Genomic DNA, 18,079 nt, shown 5'->3' on the forward strand with positions numbered 1-18,079 from the left:
GAAGGCTGGGGCATGACGGCGGACATCGAGGGTTCCAGCCGGGCGAGGAGGGCTACGACGGGTCTCCCAGCGGCTCTCGTCGTCCAGTTGGTCCCTCCCAGCGCGGGCTGATCCCAAGCTGCTTGCCAGGTGTCGCTCTCCGCCGCTACCGGCACGGGGCCGGCGGCAGCGTGCGTTGGCACCTCGCTGGCTCGGGCCCGTCTCACATGCGGCGACCGTCCCTTGCGTGCGGACGGGCTCCCCCCAGGCGAAGGCGTTGGAGGCATGAGAGAGGGAGCTGACGAGATGAGTTCAGGCGAATCGCCCCAGGCCGTCCTGGCCCAGTGCGCGCAGTGTCTGAGCGAGGGGCGGTGACGCGGCACGCGGCAGCGGTGCCGGACGCACCAGGTCTATCCGCCGATGATCGCGGCGCAGGGAGCGGTGGAGCTGGGCCGCGAGGTCGTCAATGACCTGTACGGGAACGGCAGTTGGGAGATCCCGAGCACCCGATCACGGCATCGGAGGACTTCTCCCGGGTCACCGCGGTCGTCCCTGGCGTCCAGCTCGGCCTCTCCGCATGCCGGCCGGCACGGACGAGGCGATCACACCCTTCAATCACTCCGCCTACGCGGTCTTCGACGACGCGGCAATCCCGAGGGGCGCGGGCCGTGCTGGCCGGGATGGCGACGCGGCGCCTCGCGGCGGGCTGCCCCACGTGCAGAGCGCGCCCGACCCGGCCGACCCCAGCGCTCGTCGTATGTGAGGACGTTGACGCACAGCTGGTCGGCGTCGGCGTCGGATGGCCCCTCGGCGGAGAGCTGGCGGGTGTGCTTGTCCTCCAGTGCGCCGCGCTCGGTGGTGACAGGCCGAGGCAACTCGTCGATGAGCTGTGGCGTCCAGGGGGTACTGGGCGGAGGGTGTAGTTCCAGTCGCAGTTCCCGGAGGCAGGTGGCAGACGGTGATCAGCAGCGGGTCGGCGTTCAGGTAGGCGGCCATTCCTGCTCCGTTCCACCAGCGGCGGATGGACTCGACGGCGAACGCGGCAGGTCAGCCGGTGTTCGCGGCGACGCCGTAGATGCCGCGGAACACCGCCCGTCCCAGCTCGCGACCGGGGACGTCGTGAGTGTCGACTCGCACCGGCTCCCCTTTACGGCCGTTGCTCTTGAACAAGCCGACCAGCTCCTTCTTCTTCGTGTCCGCACTGATCACTGGCCCCGCCGTCCTGAGGGTTGCGGGCCTGGTCCTCGAGGTAGCGGAATGGAGCGTCCCGGCCGGGATGTGCTTCGCTGACACCCGCGGCCCGGTCGACGCTCCGATCTCACCGCGGCCGAGCGAATGGACCTCTGCCTCTGCCGGCAGGCACCGCTGCCGCTCATCGATGTGCGGCAGATTCGCCTCGAACTTCGTTGCGAGCAAGGCCTGTTGCCCCTTCAGCCCGTCCATGCCCGCTCACACCAGAACCACCGCACAGAAGGCCACGAGTTGGAGATCTGCTCACCCTCACCATGAGGTCGTTCGCCGGACCCAACCTCCCTCACCCGCACCGCTGTTACACCACTGCAGTCACCAACCGCCGTCACCGGCACAGCGGTTCACCTCTCACCAGGTCCGGTACGACACCGGGCCACCTCGCACCCGGTTCCGGTCCCACGGCGCACGGCCAGGCCGCGAGGTCCACGCCGCGACGGCGTCACCCAATTGTTATCGCCGATGACAAATAGCCCTGCCCCGGGTCTGGCGACAGCCGCCGGAGCGTCGTAAGTTCCCGCTCACAACATTCAGCCGGGTGCATCATCCGAGTTCCGGCAATTCGCCCCAGGGCGCCTCCCGTTCCACTCCTCACCCTCGTGCGTCCGGTCGTCCGGTCGTAACACCAGAAAGGACCCTGCCCCATGCGCAAGGGACTCCTCTTCACCGCCGCCTCGCTGGCACTGGTCGGTTCGCTCACCGCGTGTGGCTCCTCGTCGAGCGGCGACAGCTCCGGGGCCGGTACGAAGAAGCCGAAGATCGGGGTGATCCTCCCGGACAGCAAGTCGTCGGCTCGGTGGGAGACCGCGGACCGCAAGTACCTCGGTGAGGCGTTCAAGACGGCCGGCGTCGACTACGACATCCAGAACGCGCAGGGTGACAAGCAGCAGTTCCAGACCATCGCCGACCAGATGATCACCAACGGGGTCAACGTCCTGGTGATCGTCAACCTCGACAGCGGCACCGGCAAGGCGGTTCTGGACAAGGCCAAGTCGCAGGGCGTAGCCACGATCGACTACGACCGGCTCACCCTCGGCGGCTCCGCGCAGTACTACGTCAGCTTCGACAACACCGAGGTCGGTAAGTTGCAGGGCGAGGGCCTGAGCAAATGCCTGAGCACCTTGAAGGCCAAGAAGCCGATCGTCGCCACGCTCAACGGTTCACCCACCGACAACAACGCCACGCTGTTCGCCCAGGGTTACAACGGCGTCCTCAACCCCAAGTACAAGTCGGGCGAGTACGTCAAGGGCCCGGACCAGTCCGTCCCGGACTGGGACAACGCCCAGGCCGGCACCATCTTCGAGCAGATGCTCACCAGTCAGCCCAAGATCGGCGGTGTGCTGGCCGCCAACGACGGTCTCGGGAACGCCGCCATCGCCGTGCTGCGCAAGGAACACCGCAACGGCCAAGTCCCGGTCACCGGCCAGGACGCCACGGTGCAGGGGCTGCAGAACATCTTGGCCGGCGACCAGTGCATGACGGTCTACAAGGCGGTCAAGAAGGAGGCGGACGCCACCGCCAAGCTCGCGATCTCGCTGGCCAAGGGCAAGAAGGGCGAGACGAACGCGACCGTCGAGGACCCCAAGGGCAAGCGCAAGGTGGCATCCGTTCTGGAGACACCCGCGGCCATCTACAAGGACAACGTCAAGGACGTCATCGACGACGGCTTCGTCACCAAGGAGCAGCTGTGCACGGGCAAGTACGCCGCCCTGTGCGCCAAGGCCGGCATCAAGTAGCACCCCGACCGGCCGGTTCGAGCGATCAACAGCGGTTCGAACCGGGCCCACCGCGGGCCCCGGGAACCTGACGCCCCGTGGGCCCGCGGTCTCACGACCGTAAGGAGCCGTCTTCCATGACAGCGAACCCGATACTCCAACTGCGCGGAATCGACAAGAGTTTCGGCCCCGTGCAGGTGCTGCACGACGTGTCCTTCGACATCCACCTGGGCGAGGTGACCGCCCTCGTAGGAGACAACGGAGCCGGCAAGTCCACCCTGGTCAAGTGCATCGGCGGCATCCACCCGATCGACGGCGGTGAGTACCTGTTCGAGGACGAGCAGGTACACGTGCACAGCCCGCGCGACGCGGCGGCCCTCGGTGTCGAGATCGTCTATCAGGACCTGGCACTGTGCGACAACCTCGACATCGTCCAGAACATGTTCCTCGGTCGCGAGAAGCGCCGGGGCCTCGTGCTGGACGACGCGACGATGGAGGAGTTGGCTGCCAAGACCCTCGACGGGTTGTCGGTACGGACCGTCAAGTCGATCCGCCAGCAGGTTTCCAGTCTCTCCGGCGGCCAGCGGCAGACGGTGGCCATCGCCAAGGCGGTGCTGTGGAACAGCAAGGTGGTCATCCTCGACGAACCGACCGCCGCGCTCGGTGTCGCTCAGACGGCACAGGTCCTCGAACTGGTCCGGCGGCTCGCTGACAACGGCATCGCCGTGGTCCTGATCTCGCACAACATGAACGACGTCTTCGCGGTGTCCGATCGGATCGCCGCGCTGTACCTGGGCCGGATGGCCGCCCAGGTCAAAGCCTCGGACGTGACGTACTCCCAGGTCGTCGAACTCATCACCTCGGGCCGCAGCGGAGATCTGGGCCTCGCCACCACCAACGGAGCCACTCTATGACCGCTGCCCTCACTCCCGAGAAGTCAGAGATGCCGGACGGCCCGCACCTGCCGAGCAAGAACGCGACGAACAGCGCCACGAGTCTGCGCTCGATCGCCCGCGCCTACGTGGACCGGGTTCGCGGCGGCGAGCTGGGCGCCCTTCCTGCAGTTCTCGGACTGGTCGTCCTCTGCGCCTTCTTCGCCGTCCTGCGCCCTGTCTTCCTGTCCGAACTGAACTTCGCCAATCTGCTCACCCAGGGCGCGGGGAGCATCGCGATCGCCATGGGCCTGGTCTTCGTCCTCCTCCTCGGCGAGATCGACCTGTCCGCCGGGTACGCCAGCGGAGTCTGCGCCGCCGTCCTGGCCATCCTGCTCACCGATCACGGATGGCCCTGGTACGGAGCCGTCGGCGCGGCCGTCCTCACCGGTACCGTCATCGGCCTGCTGCTCGGTGTCCTCGTGGCGAAGGTCGGCATCCCCTCCTTCGTGGTCACCCTGGCCGCCTTCCTCGGTTTCCAGGGCATCGTGCTGATGCTGTTGAAAGAGGGCACGAACATCTCCATCCAGGACAAGACGATCCTGGCCATCGCCAACAACAACCTCTCCCCCGCGCTCGGTTGGGTTCTGCTGGCGCTCAGCGTCGCGGGCTACGCCGCGATCCAGTTCCGGCAGAACCGCAACCGCGCCCGGCGGGGCCTCACCACCGCGCCGCTCGCGCTGCTCGCGGTCAGGATCGGAACCCTCGCCGTGCTCGGCGCCATCGCCGTCCAACTGCTCAACCAAGAGCGCAGCCGCAACGTCATCGTCGACTCGCTCAAGGGTGTGCCGATCGTGGTGCCGGTCATCGTCGTCCTCCTCGTCGCCGGTACGTTCGTGCTCCAGCGCACCTCGTTCGGACTGCACTTCTACGCGGTGGGCGGCAACGCCGAGGCGGCGCGGCGGGCAGGCATCAACGTGGCTGCCATTCGCATCTCCGCGTTCGTGATCTGTTCGTCCCTGGCCGCGGTCGGCGGCATCATCGCGGCGTCCCGGGGCAACTCGGTCGACCCCAACACCGGTGGCAGCAACGTGCTGTTGCTCGCGGTCGGCGCGGCGGTGATCGGCGGAACCAGCCTGTTCGGCGGCCGGGGCAGGGCCGTGGACGCCGTGCTCGGCGGCATGGTCGTCGCCGTCATCCAGAACGGCATGGGTCTGATGGGGTACAGCTCGGGGGTCAAGTACGCTGTCACGGGTTCGGTTCTGCTCGTGGCCGCGGGCGTCGACGCACTGTCCCGACGCCGGTCCGCACAGCGATGAGATCTGGGGGGCGATGAAAGCCGGTCCCTCGCTGGAGGAGATCCGCAGGCACAACCTCGGCACCCTGCTCCGCCACGTGCACATCAGCGGCTCGATGTCGCGAGCGGTCCTGACCGACCGCATGGGCCTCAACCGCAGCACCATCCTCGGACTCGTCAGCGAATTGGCCTCGGCGGGCCTGGTACGTGAGGAACTGCCCCGGGACACCGGCAGGGCGGGCCGGCCTTCCTTGGTCGTACGGCCCGAGTCCGACCAGGTGTACGTCCTGGCCTTCGATGTCGGCGTGGACCGGTTGATCGCCGCACGCATCGGCCTCGGCGGGGTATTCCTCGACCGACGCGAGACCCCCCTGCCGCCCGGCCACCGCGGCGCCGGGGAAGTGACCGAAGCGCTCGCGGGTTTCGCCCGGCAGATGGTGGTCTCCGCCCGTCGAGGAACCGTCTGTGTCGGTGTGGGCGCCGCTGTGCGTGGCACGGTGCGCAGGCCTGACGGCATGGTCCGGGCCGCTCCCTACGTCGACTGGGTGGACGAGGAGTTCGGCGAGGACCTCACGCGTCGCCTGGGCCTCGGTGTCCCCGTGACGGTCGAGAACGAGGCCAGTCTCGGCGCCCTCGCCGAACACCTGCGAGGTGCCGGCACCGGTTGTCAGGACCTCGTGTACCTCCACGGCGACATCGGGATCGGCGGCGGCGTCATCTCCGGCGGCCACCTGCTGGGCGGCGACTCCGGATACGGCGGTGAGGTGGGGCACATGGTGGTCAACCCTCGCGACGGCAGACACTGTGGGTGCGGTGCCCGAGGCTGCCTGGAGGCCGAAGCCGGCGAGCGTGCCCTGCTGGAAGCGGCTGGTCGAGGGCCGTCGGCCACAGGCCGAGAGGCAGTACGCGCCGTCGTCGAAGCAGCCGATCGGGGTGACGTCAGCGCCCGCGGGGCCCTGCACGACATCGGTGACTGGCTCGGCATCGGTGTCGCCAACCTGGTCAACCTCCTCAACCCACGCACCGTCATCTTCGGCGGAACACTCCGCGAGGTGTTCCTCGGATCGGCCGCCCAGATCCGTAGCCGTATCAACAGCCACGCCCTCACCCCCTCGCGCGAGAATCTGAGGCTGCGCGTCGGCGAGCTCGGCGACGACGCCGTTCTCATCGGCGCCGCCGAACTCGCCTTCTCCCAGCTCCTGGTGGGCCCGTTGGAAGCGCTGGCCCGGCACGAAGGCCGGACGGCGGCGGGGCCGATGCAGTAGCCGGATCCGGTCGGATTCACGGTGTCGTGACTCCTACGTATCGGATTCGGTCGGCGCTGGATGTCGGCGTGACGCACGTCGATGTGCTCAAGCAGTTCGGTCTCGGCCGTGCCCAGATGGCATGGGTCAGCGGAATGATGTCGGCCTGAGCGAGTCTCGGAAAAGACCAGGCCAAATTCCGGCTCAAGGCGGGGCATGCTGACGAGACCACACCGTCGCACGGGCCCGCCCTCGTTCACTTCGGACACGGCTCCCCCATCACGCCCCGCGCCACTTTTCCGGTCACTGCAAGGGAGCCACATCCGCCAGCGCGCAGCGCCCCGCTCTTCCCCCGAGGGTTCCGGAGCTGCCGGTTCGCATGGCCTGGCCCGCGGTGACGCTCAACCCCCACGTCATCGTGCGTCAGGAAACCGGGAACCAGTCCGACAGGCGCTTGGCTATGAACGGTACGTCGATGTTGTCCTGCGCGACTTCCTCTCGCGCCGCCGCTGGGCAGGTGCAGTAGGACGCCGGAACCAGAGTCCTTGCCTCCGTGCCGACGGCCCGGTCCGCGCGGCCTGGGTCGGGGAGTCCGTGCGGGTTCAGACTTCCGATTCGAGCGTCATCGGGACGTCGCACACAGCGCCTCGTCGCAGCACCAACCCTCAAAGCTGTAGCTCAGACCGTTCAGCCCAAGCGAACCTCAGTCTCGACCTCTTCGAAGACGGGCTGGACCGCGACAACTGCACCGGAGGTGAGAGGAACCCCGGCCGCCGCACGGCTGGGGTTCCTCGAGACGGTGAGCGTCGGTCAGCAGGTGGAATGGCCCACGCCGTGAACCGCTCGCAGACCGCACCACATCACGGTCACCGCGGATCGGGCAGGTCAGTGCTGCAGGGTGAGGACCCCCGGCCGCCAGGGCAGTTGGTCGTAGGGGCCGCCCGCGGTGGGGGACTTGCCCTGGTAGAGGAACTGCAGGTTGCAGGGGTCGATGGTCATGGTCTGGTCGGGGTTGTTGCGGACCAGGTCACCGTGGCTGATGTCGTTGGTCCAGCTGGCACCGCTGTTGGCCTTGCCCGCGAAGGGGTTGCTCTCGCTGGCGGCCTGCGGGGTCCACGAACCGCTCAGGCCGGAGGACGTGAACGAGCGGAAGTAGCGCCCATTCGCACCCTGGGCCTCGACGATCATGAGGTACTGGTTCTGTCCCTGCACCTTGTAGACCTGCGGCGCCTCGAACAGGTTGTTCGTCGTGTCGCTCATGACCGTCGTGTACGACGAGCCGAAGCTGCCCGGGAAGTTCCCGATCGGCATGCTCGCCCGGTAGATCTTGCCGTTGTCACCGGCGAAGAACAGGTACATGTTCTGGCCGTCGGCGATCAGGGCCTGGTCGATCGGGCCGGTGCTGGAGCCGGAGATACTCCCGGTGAACAACGGCTGCGGCGCGGACCAGCCGTTGGGGTTGGTGGGGTCGCTCGACGTGCGGTAGATGAAGGGCCACGCGCCCCACTGGTACGCCAGCACCCAGATGTTCTTGGGCGCGAAGTAGAACAGCGTGGGTGCCACCGCGGACTGGCTCATCCCGGTCTGGCCGGCCGACGCCATGTCCGACCAGTTCGTGAAGGGACTGAACATCATCGAGCCGTACGACGATCCCGACACGTTCGACGCGTAGACCAGGTGCTTGCCGTTGTACACCACGTTGGTGAAGTCCTTCACCGCGGCCCACCCGTTCGCCGGCTGCGCCAATGCCCCTGTCGACGTCCACCGGTACGTGGACGGAAGGGAGCACGAGCCGCCAGGCGGGGTCGTCCCGGACAGGCCGGTCCACTTCTGGTTGCTGCCGCCGTTGCACGTCCAGATCTCCACCGCCGTTCCGTTCGCCGTACCGGAGCCCGTGACCTCCAGGCACAACCCGGACTCCACACCGACGATCGTGCCGTCGGAGTTCACCCGCCACTGCTGGTTCGCACCGCCGGAACAGGACCAGATCTGCACCCGGGTACCGGGCGCGGTGGCGTGGCCGGGGACGTCCAGGCACTTGTTGCCGTACACGGTCAGCTGGCCGCTGTCCGTCGACGTCCACTGCTGGTTGGCCTTGCCCGAGCAGTCCCAGATCTGCAGGTAGGTGCCGTCGGTCTGGCTGGCGTTTGGCACATCGAGGCACCGGCCGGAACCGACGCCGCGCAAGGCGCCGCTGGTGGCGGCCTGAGCCGGGTTGGCCACGAGCATCGCCGCCAACGCGACCAGGACCACAACCGCGGCGGCGAGCACCGCAGACGGATGCCTGCGGCTGAAACTTCCTCTGTGCATGGGGGACTTCCTCAACCTTGAGTGGGACGGTTCCGGTCGGCCTCGTCAGAGGTTGTCCGGACTGTCGGTGCAGTGCGGTGCGCAACGGCCCGTGAGCGCCACGGCAGACCGCTTGTGACTTCCCGGTCCTTCGCGACCTTCTGAAGGACCGGTGGCGCCCGGCGCCTCAGGGCGGCATGAGCGCCAGAGGTGGAGGCGTGGAGGACCGAGCACCCGGGTGACACGGTCGAAAAGAGAAGGATTGGCGCGGCCATGACATACGCATGCGGCACGACTCCTTGCGGCTCTGCGGTCGGGCGGTGCGACCCGGAGTTGCCCTGCTGTGCGATGGAGCGACTCGACGCGTTTCGATATATCGAACAAAGGTCGAAGTGTCGAGCAACCCGAATGATAGGGAACCGGCGAACGGCGTCAATACCCCTCGCATGTGTCGCTATCTCAGCCGAATCATTGCGGGACCCTATGGGCGAGATGTCGGACGTCACACCGACAATTGGCCGAGCCAGACCACATTTGACGCCGGATTGGAGGAAGCGTCCGCATGCTCGTCCAGGCCTCGGCCCGTGGCCCTACGGCATCCGCCGACGACGGCGCCGGGAGTGCGCCGTCCCGGTCGCCCGAAAGTTTCGGACACAGAGCAGAAACTTTTATGCAACAGTGTATTGACGATGCATCGTCAATACCTCAATCATTCCTGTCTGGGAAACCGGCCACAGTTCGATATTTCGAACCACACGCCTGGGTAATCCGTGCTGCACGGCAGATCCACGCACAACTGCACTACAGATCCGCGCACCAAAGCACCCGCGCCACTCCGTTTCGTTCCGGTGAGGCTCGCACCAGCGCATCCCTGGCTCTTCACGCAGTGGGAGAGGTACGTGACACCACATGGCGGTCACCCGGCTGAGCCGCGATGGAGTGCCCCCGTGCCTGTCTCGAAGATCGTCCCGTCCCATGTCCGCGGCGTCCGGTGATTCCGTGCCGCCCGAGCTCCGGGCCGTCCCGTCCGTCTGCCACAGGAGAGTGGACGACGCAAACCCCTGCGCTTCAGTCCTTCCGTGATTTCTACCTTGGAGGCACAGTCATGGACTCGTATGCCCTTCCCAGATCCGGTGTCCGCCGGAAGATCCGCGGCCCGCTGTTGGCGCTGGTCGTCGGCGTCCTCGGTGCGGCCGGCGCACTGGTGGCGCCGCCGAGCGCACACGCCGCCGAGAGCACGCTCGGCGCCGCGGCGGCGCAGAGCGGCCGCTACTTCGGCACCGCCATCGCCTCGGGCAAGCTGGGCGACTCGGCGTACACGTCGATCGCGGGCCGTGAGTTCAACATGGTGACGCCCGAGAACGAGATGAAGATCGACGCCACCGAACCGCAGCGAGGCCAGTTCAACTTCACCGCCGGTGACCGCGTCTACAACTGGGCGGTACAGAACGGCAAGCAGGTGCGCGGTCACACCCTGGCCTGGCACTCCCAGCAGCCCGCCTGGATGCAGAGCCTCAGCGGCAGCACCTTGCGCCAGGCGATGATCGACCACATCAACGGCGTGATGGGCCACTACAAGGGCAAGATCGCCCAGTGGGACGTCGTGAACGAGGCCTTCGCCGACGGCAGTTCGGGAGCCCGGCGCGACTCCAACCTGCAGCGCACCGGCAACGACTGGATCGAGGTCGCCTTCCGCACCGCGCGCGCCGCCGACCCGGCCGCCAAGCTCTGCTACAACGACTACAACGTCGAGGACTGGACCTGGGCCAAGACCCAGGCCATGTACGCCATGGTCAAAGACTTCAAGCAGCGGGGCGTGCCGATCGACTGCGTCGGCTTCCAGTCGCACTTCAACAGCGGCAGCCCCTACAACAGTAACTTCCGCACCACCCTGCAGAACTTCGCCGCCCTCGGCGTCGACGTGGCCATCACCGAACTCGACATTCAGGGCGCCCCGGCCTCGACCTACGCCAACGTGACCAACGACTGCCTGGCCGTCTCGCGCTGTCTCGGCATCACCGTCTGGGGTGTGCGCGACAGCGACTCCTGGCGATCGCAGGACACGCCGCTGCTGTTCAACGGCGACGGCAGCAAGAAGCCCGCTTACACCGCCGTCCTCAACGCACTCAACGGCGGCTCCACTACGCCCCCTGCGGATTCCGGACAGATCAAGGGCGTCGGGTCGGGCCGCTGCCTGGACGTGCCCAGCAGCAGTACCACCGACGGCACCCAACTCCAACTGTGGGACTGCAACAACGGCACCAACCAGCAGTGGACGTACACCGCCGCCGGTGAGCTCAGGGTCTACGGCAACAAGTGCCTGGACGCCGGCGGCACCGGCAATGGCTCCAAAGTCCAGATCTACAGCTGCTGGGGCGGCGACAACCAGAAATGGCGCCTCAACTCCGACGGATCCATCGTCGGCGTCCAGTCCGGCCTCTGCCTCGACGCCGTCGCAGGCGGAACGGCCAACGGCACCCTGATCCAGCTCTACTCCTGCTCGAACGGCAGCAACCAACGCTGGACCCGCACCTGATGGGACCTGCCACAAACGAAAGCGCGAATCGATGACGGCCTACGGTGCGGCTTCCCCCGCCCCTCCAGGAAGACATCGTTGATGGTCCCGGGTCGCCGCCCTAGTGGCGGCGACCTTCGCGATCGGCATGCTCGCGCGATGAATCCGGCGCCCGCCGAGGCAACGGCGATGGACACCAATGCCTGATACGTCCTGATCAATCGCAACAGCGGTGCCGGGATGTCACCGTGTGCGGGCACACCGGAGGGGCTGCACCCGCCCGAACGTTCGCTGTGACTATCGGTGTGACCGCGACGCGGACACGCTCTTGTCTTCGCCGGGGCGGGCACACTGCATTCTCTTGCGGCGATCAGATCTGGTTGAGTCCGCCATCGACGAACAGCTCGGATCCGGTCACGAAGCTGCTCTCACTGCCGGCGAGAAACAGTGCGGCAGCTGCGGCCTCGTCCGGGTGTCCCATCCGGCCCAGCGGAATCTGGCTGGCGAAGACGTCCCTCATCTTCGCGGCCTGGTCGGCGTCCGCGGCCAGGCCGGTGATGCCCGGGGTGACGATCGAGCCGGGAACCAGGGTGTTCACTCGGATCGCGCGGCCGCTGAGTTCGTTGGCCCAGGTGCGGGAGAAGGAACGGACCGCGGCCTTGGAGGCTGCGTATACGCCGAAGGCCGCGCCGCCCGAGGTAGCGGCAGTCGATCCGGTCAGGATCACCGAGGCGCCGTCGTTGAGCAGCGGAATGGCCTTCTGGACGGTGAAGAGCATGCCTCGCACGTTGGTGTTGAAGGTGGCGTCGAAGTGCTCCTCGGTGACCTGCTCAAGAGCGGCGAACTCACCGCCGCCCGCGTTGGCGAACAGTACGTCGATGGACCGGCCTTGCTCGGCGACAGCCGCGTAGAGGCGGTCGATGTCCGCGAGGTTCGCGACGTCGCCCTGGACGGCGGTGGCTTTCCCACCGATCTCGACCAGCGCGGCGTCGAGAGCCTCCTGCCGGCGGCCGGTGATGAACACGTGCGCGCCCTCACGTGCGAATCGCGTGGCGGTGGCCAGCCCGATTCCGCTGTTGCCGCCGGTGACGACCGCCGTCTTCCCGTCAAGCTGTCCCATGATCGTTTACCCCTGTCCGGTGCGGACTCCAAGTCGTGCACCAGGTGTCACTGCGTGTTACGGCCCGAACCGGACGGCTCCGAGCCCTCTTTATGGACCATACGGTAAAGAACCACGTTATGGACCGAACGGAAAAAAACGTGACTGCATCCACACCTCGGAGCGGCGACAGGTCGGGCCGGCCGGCGTCAGCCGTCCGCCAGCGTGCCAGGAAAGCCGGAGGGCGAGCTGTGCGCCACGCGCCCCGCCGACCGGCGTGCCGCATGCGCCGGACATCTCACAATCTGGACCGATAGGTCAAGAAGGGCGTATGCTGTTGAACATGGGACGGCCGCGGAATTTCGACGAGAATCAGGTTCTGGAGTCTGCGCGCGAGCAGTTCTGGAATCAGGGCTACGCGGCTACGTCACTGCAGGACCTGACGGACGCCACGGGACTGGGCAAGGGAAGTCCGTACGGGGCCTTCGGCGACAAGCGGCAGCTGTTCTTGCACGCGCTGGACGGCTATCGCGACGAACAGCTGAAGGGCGTCCGGGCGGTCCTCGCCGGGCCTGGTACGGCCTTCGAACGCCTGACCCTGCTGATTGAGGGGGTGGTCAAGGGATTCACGGAGGACCCGCAGCGGCGCGGCTGCCTTCTGGTCAACAGCACGTCCGAGCTGCACAGCAATGATCCGGATGTCGTCTCCCGGGCCCGCACCAGTTACCAAGCGGTCGAAGATCTTCTGATCGCCTGCGTGAAGGAAGCCCAGGACGAGGGGGCGGTCGAACCGGGCGCGGACGCCCAGGAGCTCGGGCGACTGCTCCTCGCGGTCATGCAGGGCATCGAGTTTCTCGCGAAGACCGACATGGGCGGCTCAGCTCTGCTGCAGATAGGCCAGGCCGCTCTCAAGCAGCTGTCCCGGCACTGACTGGCCAGGGCGGGATTCTTGGCCTCACCTCACGGCGGTCCGACGTGGCTCCACGCAGGTGTTCTCGGGTGGCTTGCCTTGGCCCCACTTCCGGGCCTTCTCCCTGGTGAGTGCCGGAGCCGGCTGAAGTCACCCCGGGGTGTGTCCGGTTTGAGCGGGGCCGACGCGAGTCGCCTGGGGCCAAGAACTCCGCCCCAGCCACACCGACCATCCTGCAGGCCGGCACCTTCCGCAGGTGAAGCGGCGACAAGCAGTTGTCCAGGTGGGCCTGCCTGAGCTGGTGGGCGAGCATCCCTCCGAGCGCTCCCACGGCTCGTCCGGCCGCCGGTCTCAGCGCGGTTGACGGTCCGCCCCCCTTTCGCCATGCCCCTGAGCGGGCCGTCTCCGGCCGTACGGCTGTACCATCGACTGCGCCTCACCGCCAGCCAGACGATGCTCTGGCCGCCGAAGGCGCCGGACCGTGCCCCACGGAGCACTGGGGGCGGGGCCTCCAGTCCCCCAAGTCCGCGCAGGACCTTGTTCGCGCCTGTCGTCCGCATGCTGGCGGCGAGCTATCAATTGGCACTTTGATGCACTGACTTCACGATGTACCTGAAGAGGACATATGTTCTTGACTGTACGGTCCATAAGGCTTATCTTTGGGCTGCGACCCGCGGATTCGCTACTGCAAGTGGACGTCGGGTCGGCGGTAGACGGACACAGACTGTTCCGCTGCACGGCAGGGAGAAGCCGGGCGGGACTGCGCGAGGGTTTCGCGTGCCCCACCGCAAACGACTGCATACGCCTAACGAAACGTGATCGCCATGACCACCGCTGCCCAGCCGCCCTTCGCCTACAGCCTGCACAACGTGACGATTTCCGTCAGTGACCTCGACGCGTCGATCCAGTGGTGGAACCGGGTGTTCGGCCTCACCTTGCTGGCGAAGTCCCGCTTCGACGCCATCGGAGCGGACGTCGCCTTCCTGGAAGGTCCCGGGTTCCGGCTCGAGCTCCTTCAGCCCGCAGACGGTGTGCGGATCCCTGAACTGACGGCAGAGCCCCCCGCCCACATCCGCCCGATCGGCAACAAGGCCCTGGTCTTCCGTGTCGAGGACCTCGCCAGCGTGACCCGCACCTTCCGTGATCTGGGCGTGACGACCGTCTGGGAGCAGATGGACCTCGGCGACGGCAGCATCTCGACCGCGATCCGTGACAACGACGGAAATCTCATCAACGTCTTCCAGCAGGGCGCAAGCCCGATCGGCTGACACGGCGCACCGATCGCGCTCCGTCCGGCACACGGCCAGACGTTCACAGTGCAGACGGCGCGCGATCGCCCTGACCACGCAGCCAGGTTCAGCCGTTCCGGACGTAGTTGTCCGGGACAAGGGCCGGCTCGCTCTCCCGGGTAGAGATCGGCGATCCGCCGCGTGGACAAGTCGGGCAGGTGGGCGACCTTGCAGCCGGCGGCCCGGGCGTCCCTATGGGGCAGGGCCCGATGGAGGCGGGCTGGTCCACGAGCACGAGCACGGTGCCGAACTTCGCGGGCAGCTTCTCGAAGACGGCCCGCAGCTTCGGTTCGCTGTTGGGCAGCTGCTTGTCGAAGACCTTCTTCCCGGCCGGGGTGATCCCGTGCCCGTGATGGGCGCTCTAGCCGACGAATCGAGCACGATCGCCCCGGACTTGACCAGCTCCATGGGCCCTCCTGGGGTCACGGGCCGGGTCCCCGCATGCGGGCTGGTCAAACTGCATTCATCCGGAGGGATTGACAGCGAGAACAGTGTCGTCTTCCGGCCGTGCGCCCGGCAGATGGTGCCGTGCGGCGATCAGCGCGGCGTCGACGTCGCTGGTTCCGGTGGCCACGCACAGGGCGTAGGCGGTGTCGCCCATGCGGTGTTGTACCGCTTCAGCTCCGTTCTCGGCCTCCAGGGCCCGCAACGTGTCGTACCGGGCGACGAGGCCGGTCAGAACGGCCGGGTGTGCCATCAGCATGGTGGGTCCTCCTCGTACGGTTCAGGTGACACAAGGGATCGCCGGGCGAGTGCCCGGCGTGTGCTTCCCTATACATCGCAAGGCGCAGCGGCAGGGCCCGGAAGCTGGTCGGGGTTGGGCTGGAGGGCGGCCAGCTCCTCGATGACGAGGTCGTTGGCGATGCGCTGGGGCTTCCCCTACTTCGCGGAAGTCTTGCGGCAGGCAGGCGTCACCAGGATCAAGATGGTGGTGCCCTCGAACGCAGAGCTCGACCACACTGCCGCACGCGTCGACCAGCGGTTCGCCCGCGTCACGTACCGCATACCTGGCCCTGCTCGGTTCCCTCGCCGCGCTCGTGCAAGCGCACCAGGGCGGCGGAATGGCTGGCGGGACGGCCCGGCGGCACTGCCGGGGGGTGTTGGCGGCGGAGGCGTTGTTCTTGAGCGGCGGATACAGCAGTGACCGGCCGGGGGCCTCTCGCGTGGCAGAAGCCGCGGAGGCCGGCCACCGGCCGGTGTCTGTGCTGGGAACTACCGGTACGCCGGGTCGAAGTCCGGCTTGCCCGGGGCGCATGCGTGCTCGCTCTGCTCCTTGAGCTGGCGGGCCTGGTCCTTCAGACGCTGACGCTCCTGCGGGTCAGTGGCACGTTCCGCGGTCTCTTCGAGGTCCTGGGCCCGGGCACGGGCCTGCTGGGTACGACCGGACTCGCCTGCAGCGCTCATGATCACTCCTTGGGTGATGAGGAAGAGCGGGCCACATCAGAGAAGCAGGACCCTTCACCCCCTGCATCTCGATCAATCACCCATTGTTATCTATGCAGTTGGGAAAGCCATTGCGGAACGGCTTGCGTGCCGGACTCTGCTCGCGTGGTGGGGTGCCTCGGCGAGGCGGGCGGCGCGCAGTTGCTGGAGTTCACGGCGACCGCGGTGCAGGGGATCGAGGTGTCGATGAGGACGGACATGGCAGTGTCGGGGTGGCGGCCGACGGGGTGCAGCACGAGTCCGAGGACGGCCCCGTACGCCTCATCGAGGCCGGGCAGCGAGACGACCAGGACGTCGCGGTCGTCGGGCAGGGACCAGACGTCCCCGCGCTTGATCTCTCGGGTCACAGACCGCCCGGCCCGCAGGCGTACCCCAACCCTCCCCGGCCGGCACCGGACGCCCACCCGGCTCCAAGAACCGCAGGCCAGCCCCACGGGTACGAACCCGGGAAGACCGTGAAACGAGCCGAAACCCTCAACGAACACGTCCGCTTGAGACAGCAGCGAAGTTAAACAACAAGCTAAGAAAGGGCGCGGTGTTGCGCTCACGTCGCGGTCGGATCGCGCCAAGTCCCTCTACCGGCTGAGCCGCTTGCGCAGCTTGGGGGCGGAGGCCCGCTCCCACACTGTCAGCAGTTCCCGCTCCCTGCTGTGTGCGACGGCCTGCTCCCCGCCGTAGAGGACGCCCCAGGTGAAGCCGGCCTCGTTCGTCGTCTGGGCCGCCACGGCCAGGTCACGGATGGTGCCCCGGGCCACCACACTGTCCTGATGGTCGCCCAGGACCTTCTGGACCGCCTTGACACGTTTACCCAAGCGCTTGGCCGGTTTACCGAGAGTCGGACGGGCGGCCTCAGCCGCGTAACGCACCTTCTTGGCGGCCTTGCGGGCCTGGTGAAGGGCCACGTCGCGCTCGGGACCCGGCGGCAGGTCCAGGGCGGGGGCCATGCGCTGGGCCAGGCGGTCGAACTCCTTGAGGACCGCCTTGGCCATGACCTTGTCCGCCGCCTTACCGGCCTTGGCACGCAGCGGTGGCTGCTGCCCGAGCGCGGCGAGGGAATCGAGCAGGGCCAGGTAGCGGCGCGAGCCCAGGGCGCCGAGACTGCGCTGGTGGGACTCGGAGCCGCGAGCGACGTTCCACGCCTGTAGGCGTGCCGAGACGGGGCCGAGGACGAGTTCTCCAGGTAGGGCTTTGACGCCCCGGGTGAGACGCTTCATCAGCACTTCCTGATCGCGTTCTGCGCCCAGCTCGCCGGCCAGCCACTTCAGATCCCCTCGGATCGCGGCTGTAACCTCGCGGTCCAGAACGGATCGGTACGAGCGCAAACAGCTGCGCAGGCGACGGCAGGCCACCCGCATCCGGTGCACCGAGTCGGGCCGGTCGCGTCGCACGGCCGGGTCGAGGGCGGTGAGGACGCGGATCTGCTCCCGTACGTAAGCGAGGACCTGCTCGCCGGCCGAGCCCGGGGCGAGGTCGGCGGCCTCGTCACGCTCGCCGCCCGGGACGGACGCCATCTCGTCAAGGGCCCGCGCCAGCTTCGACGACGACTGCGCACGTGCGATGCCGTGCTCGCGCAGCCTCTTCTCCACTGCGTCCAGGAGAGCGGGATCGGCGTCCTCGGCAAGCTCTACTTCCATCTCGCGCCATGCCGCACTCCTGCCCTCTGCTCGCAGGGACTGCGCGCGCACCGCGTCGATGCTCAGTTCGGCCAGCACGCCACCTTCGGCGTCGACGAGATCGCGCACCTCACGGGTCGAGCGGATGCGCACCACTGGGGTCAGTTCGGCTCCTCGGGTGCGGGACAAGGCAAGGTCGCGCAGGGCGTCTGGGACGGCGTCCGTCAGGGCCGCCTGGACCTCCTCCCGGCTGTCGCCCGGCAACGGCAGTTTGAGGTGCCATCCGGCGTCGGAGCCGCCGGTCCTTCGTCGCAGTATGGCCGCAGAACCGGACAGCCGAAGATCATCGGTGTCGTAGTAGACCGCGTCGAGGTCCTCGAGGCTCCGGTCGACAACCGAGGTGACGCCCTCCACTCGATCCAACGGGGGCAGCCAGGAGGTATCGGAGGACGACGGGACCTCGTACTTTCGCTCTGTCTCTTGCATCGAATGGACCATGCTCTACCGGTAGGCACGATTGACTGAACGAAACACAGCCTTGGACATAAAGTCGCGATTGTGAGGGC

General features: G+C 67.4%; 13 protein-coding genes and 3 pseudogenes. 8 read left to right on the forward strand and 8 right to left on the reverse strand.

The features are described from left to right. Nucleotides 1-909: 909 nt before the first annotated feature. Nucleotides 910-1,422: pseudogene (locus ACWIGU_RS38065) on the reverse strand (ISAzo13-like element transposase-related protein); the annotation flags it as partial. Between the two features lie 449 nt (nt 1,423-1,871). On the opposite strand from ACWIGU_RS38065, the gene ACWIGU_RS38070 reads away from it, so the two are divergent. The 4 genes from ACWIGU_RS38070 to ACWIGU_RS38085 all read left to right on the forward strand — a co-directional run bounded on the left by ACWIGU_RS38070 (nt 1,872) and on the right by ACWIGU_RS38085 (nt 6,376). Then, nucleotides 1,872-2,963 carry a sugar ABC transporter substrate-binding protein gene (locus ACWIGU_RS38070; RefSeq protein WP_454406290.1) on the forward strand — a complete coding sequence of 364 codons (1,092 nt, stop codon included), beginning with the start codon at nt 1,872-1,874 and terminating at the stop codon, nt 2,961-2,963. Between the two features lie 116 nt (nt 2,964-3,079). Beyond that, on the forward strand, nt 3,080-3,856 hold the full coding sequence (locus ACWIGU_RS38075; protein WP_454406291.1) for an ATP-binding cassette domain-containing protein: 777 nt from the start codon (nt 3,080-3,082) through the stop codon (nt 3,854-3,856). Further along, nucleotides 3,853-5,133 (forward strand): sugar ABC transporter permease, encoded by a 1,281-nt coding sequence (locus ACWIGU_RS38080; protein ID WP_454406293.1) that lies wholly within the window; start codon nt 3,853-3,855, stop codon nt 5,131-5,133. The genes ACWIGU_RS38075 and ACWIGU_RS38080 overlap by 4 nt, the downstream gene beginning before the upstream one ends. Before the next feature lie 13 nt (nt 5,134-5,146). Beyond that, nucleotides 5,147-6,376 carry an ROK family protein gene (locus ACWIGU_RS38085; RefSeq protein WP_454406295.1) on the forward strand — a complete coding sequence of 410 codons (1,230 nt, stop codon included), beginning with the start codon at nt 5,147-5,149 and terminating at the stop codon, nt 6,374-6,376. A gap of 864 nt (nt 6,377-7,240) precedes the next feature. Here ACWIGU_RS38085 and ACWIGU_RS38090 read toward each other — a convergent pair. Next, nucleotides 7,241-8,665: a non-reducing end alpha-L-arabinofuranosidase family hydrolase gene (locus ACWIGU_RS38090; RefSeq protein ID WP_454406296.1), complete on the reverse strand. Its 1,425-nt coding sequence runs from the start codon at nt 8,663-8,665 to the stop codon at nt 7,241-7,243. 1,084 nt (nt 8,666-9,749) lie between these two features. Between ACWIGU_RS38090 and ACWIGU_RS38095 the strand changes: the two genes are divergently transcribed. Continuing rightward, a complete protein-coding gene (locus tag ACWIGU_RS38095) occupies nt 9,750-11,180 on the forward strand; it encodes an endo-1,4-beta-xylanase (protein ID WP_454406298.1) in 1,431 nt (476 codons plus the stop codon). A 349-nt stretch (nt 11,181-11,529) separates the two neighbouring features. On the opposite strand, the gene ACWIGU_RS38100 is transcribed toward ACWIGU_RS38095, so the two are convergent. After that, nucleotides 11,530-12,279, reverse strand: a complete 750-nt coding sequence (locus tag ACWIGU_RS38100) for an SDR family oxidoreductase (protein ID WP_454406300.1) — start codon at nt 12,277-12,279, stop codon at nt 11,530-11,532. A gap of 322 nt (nt 12,280-12,601) precedes the next feature. Here ACWIGU_RS38100 and ACWIGU_RS38105 point away from each other — a divergent pair, with 322 nt between their 5' ends. Then, entirely contained in the window at nt 12,602-13,189 is a 588-nt protein-coding gene (locus tag ACWIGU_RS38105) for a TetR/AcrR family transcriptional regulator (RefSeq protein ID WP_454406301.1), read from the forward strand. Between the two features lie 803 nt (nt 13,190-13,992). Further along, a complete protein-coding gene (locus ACWIGU_RS38110) occupies nt 13,993-14,436 on the forward strand; it encodes a VOC family protein (protein ID WP_266593871.1) in 444 nt (147 codons plus the stop codon). A 131-nt stretch (nt 14,437-14,567) separates the two neighbouring features. On the opposite strand, the pseudogene ACWIGU_RS38115 reads toward ACWIGU_RS38110, so the two are convergent. The 4 genes and pseudogenes from ACWIGU_RS38115 to ACWIGU_RS38130 all read right to left on the reverse strand — a co-directional run. Continuing rightward, nucleotides 14,568-14,812: pseudogene (locus ACWIGU_RS38115) on the reverse strand (IS110 family transposase); the annotation flags it as partial. A gap of 108 nt (nt 14,813-14,920) precedes the next feature. Beyond that, on the reverse strand, nt 14,921-15,160 hold the full coding sequence (locus ACWIGU_RS38120; protein WP_454406302.1) for a DUF5133 domain-containing protein: 240 nt from the start codon (nt 15,158-15,160) through the stop codon (nt 14,921-14,923). Nucleotides 15,161-15,669: 509 nt separating this feature from the next. Continuing rightward, nucleotides 15,670-15,861 (reverse strand): DUF6381 family protein, encoded by a 192-nt coding sequence (locus ACWIGU_RS38125; RefSeq protein WP_454406304.1) that lies wholly within the window; start codon nt 15,859-15,861, stop codon nt 15,670-15,672. Nucleotides 15,862-15,947: 86 nt separating this feature from the next. Further along, a complete protein-coding gene (locus tag ACWIGU_RS38130) occupies nt 15,948-16,247 on the reverse strand; it encodes a hypothetical protein (RefSeq protein ID WP_454406306.1) in 300 nt (99 codons plus the stop codon). Nucleotides 16,248-16,258: 11 nt separating this feature from the next. On the opposite strand from ACWIGU_RS38130, the pseudogene ACWIGU_RS38135 reads away from it, so the two are divergent. Next, nucleotides 16,259-16,412, forward strand: a pseudogene (locus ACWIGU_RS38135) (NF041680 family putative transposase); the annotation flags it as partial. Nucleotides 16,413-16,475: 63 nt separating this feature from the next. Here the strand turns inward: ACWIGU_RS38135 and ACWIGU_RS38140 are convergent. Continuing rightward, entirely contained in the window at nt 16,476-18,011 is a 1,536-nt protein-coding gene (locus ACWIGU_RS38140) for a CYTH and CHAD domain-containing protein (protein WP_454406308.1), read from the reverse strand. Nucleotides 18,012-18,079 lie beyond the last annotated feature (68 nt).

This window comes from Streptomyces sp. NPDC055400, assembly GCF_053644375.1.

What these genes read in the sequence shown, in the direction of transcription:
- ACWIGU_RS38070 (WP_454406290.1), top strand. Translation starts at nt 1,872, where the DNA reads ATGCGCAAGGGACTCCTCTTCACCGCCGCCTCGCTGGCACTGGTCGGT.
- ACWIGU_RS38075 (WP_454406291.1), top strand. Translation starts at nt 3,080, where the DNA reads ATGACAGCGAACCCGATACTCCAACTGCGCGGAATCGACAAGAGTTTC.
- ACWIGU_RS38080 (WP_454406293.1), top strand. Translation starts at nt 3,853, where the DNA reads ATGACCGCTGCCCTCACTCCCGAGAAGTCAGAGATGCCGGACGGCCCG.
- ACWIGU_RS38085 (WP_454406295.1), top strand. Translation starts at nt 5,147, where the DNA reads ATGAAAGCCGGTCCCTCGCTGGAGGAGATCCGCAGGCACAACCTCGGC.
- ACWIGU_RS38090 (WP_454406296.1), bottom strand. Translation starts at nt 8,665, where the DNA reads ATGCACAGAGGAAGTTTCAGCCGCAGGCATCCGTCTGCGGTGCTCGCC.
- ACWIGU_RS38095 (WP_454406298.1), top strand. Translation starts at nt 9,750, where the DNA reads ATGGACTCGTATGCCCTTCCCAGATCCGGTGTCCGCCGGAAGATCCGC.
- ACWIGU_RS38100 (WP_454406300.1), bottom strand. Translation starts at nt 12,279, where the DNA reads ATGGGACAGCTTGACGGGAAGACGGCGGTCGTCACCGGCGGCAACAGC.
- ACWIGU_RS38105 (WP_454406301.1), top strand. Translation starts at nt 12,602, where the DNA reads ATGGGACGGCCGCGGAATTTCGACGAGAATCAGGTTCTGGAGTCTGCG.
- ACWIGU_RS38110 (WP_266593871.1), top strand. Translation starts at nt 13,993, where the DNA reads ATGACCACCGCTGCCCAGCCGCCCTTCGCCTACAGCCTGCACAACGTG.
- ACWIGU_RS38120 (WP_454406302.1), bottom strand. Translation starts at nt 15,160, where the DNA reads ATGCTGATGGCACACCCGGCCGTTCTGACCGGCCTCGTCGCCCGGTAC.
- ACWIGU_RS38125 (WP_454406304.1), bottom strand. Translation starts at nt 15,861, where the DNA reads ATGAGCGCTGCAGGCGAGTCCGGTCGTACCCAGCAGGCCCGTGCCCGG.
- ACWIGU_RS38140 (WP_454406308.1), bottom strand. Translation starts at nt 18,011, where the DNA reads ATGGTCCATTCGATGCAAGAGACAGAGCGAAAGTACGAGGTCCCGTCG.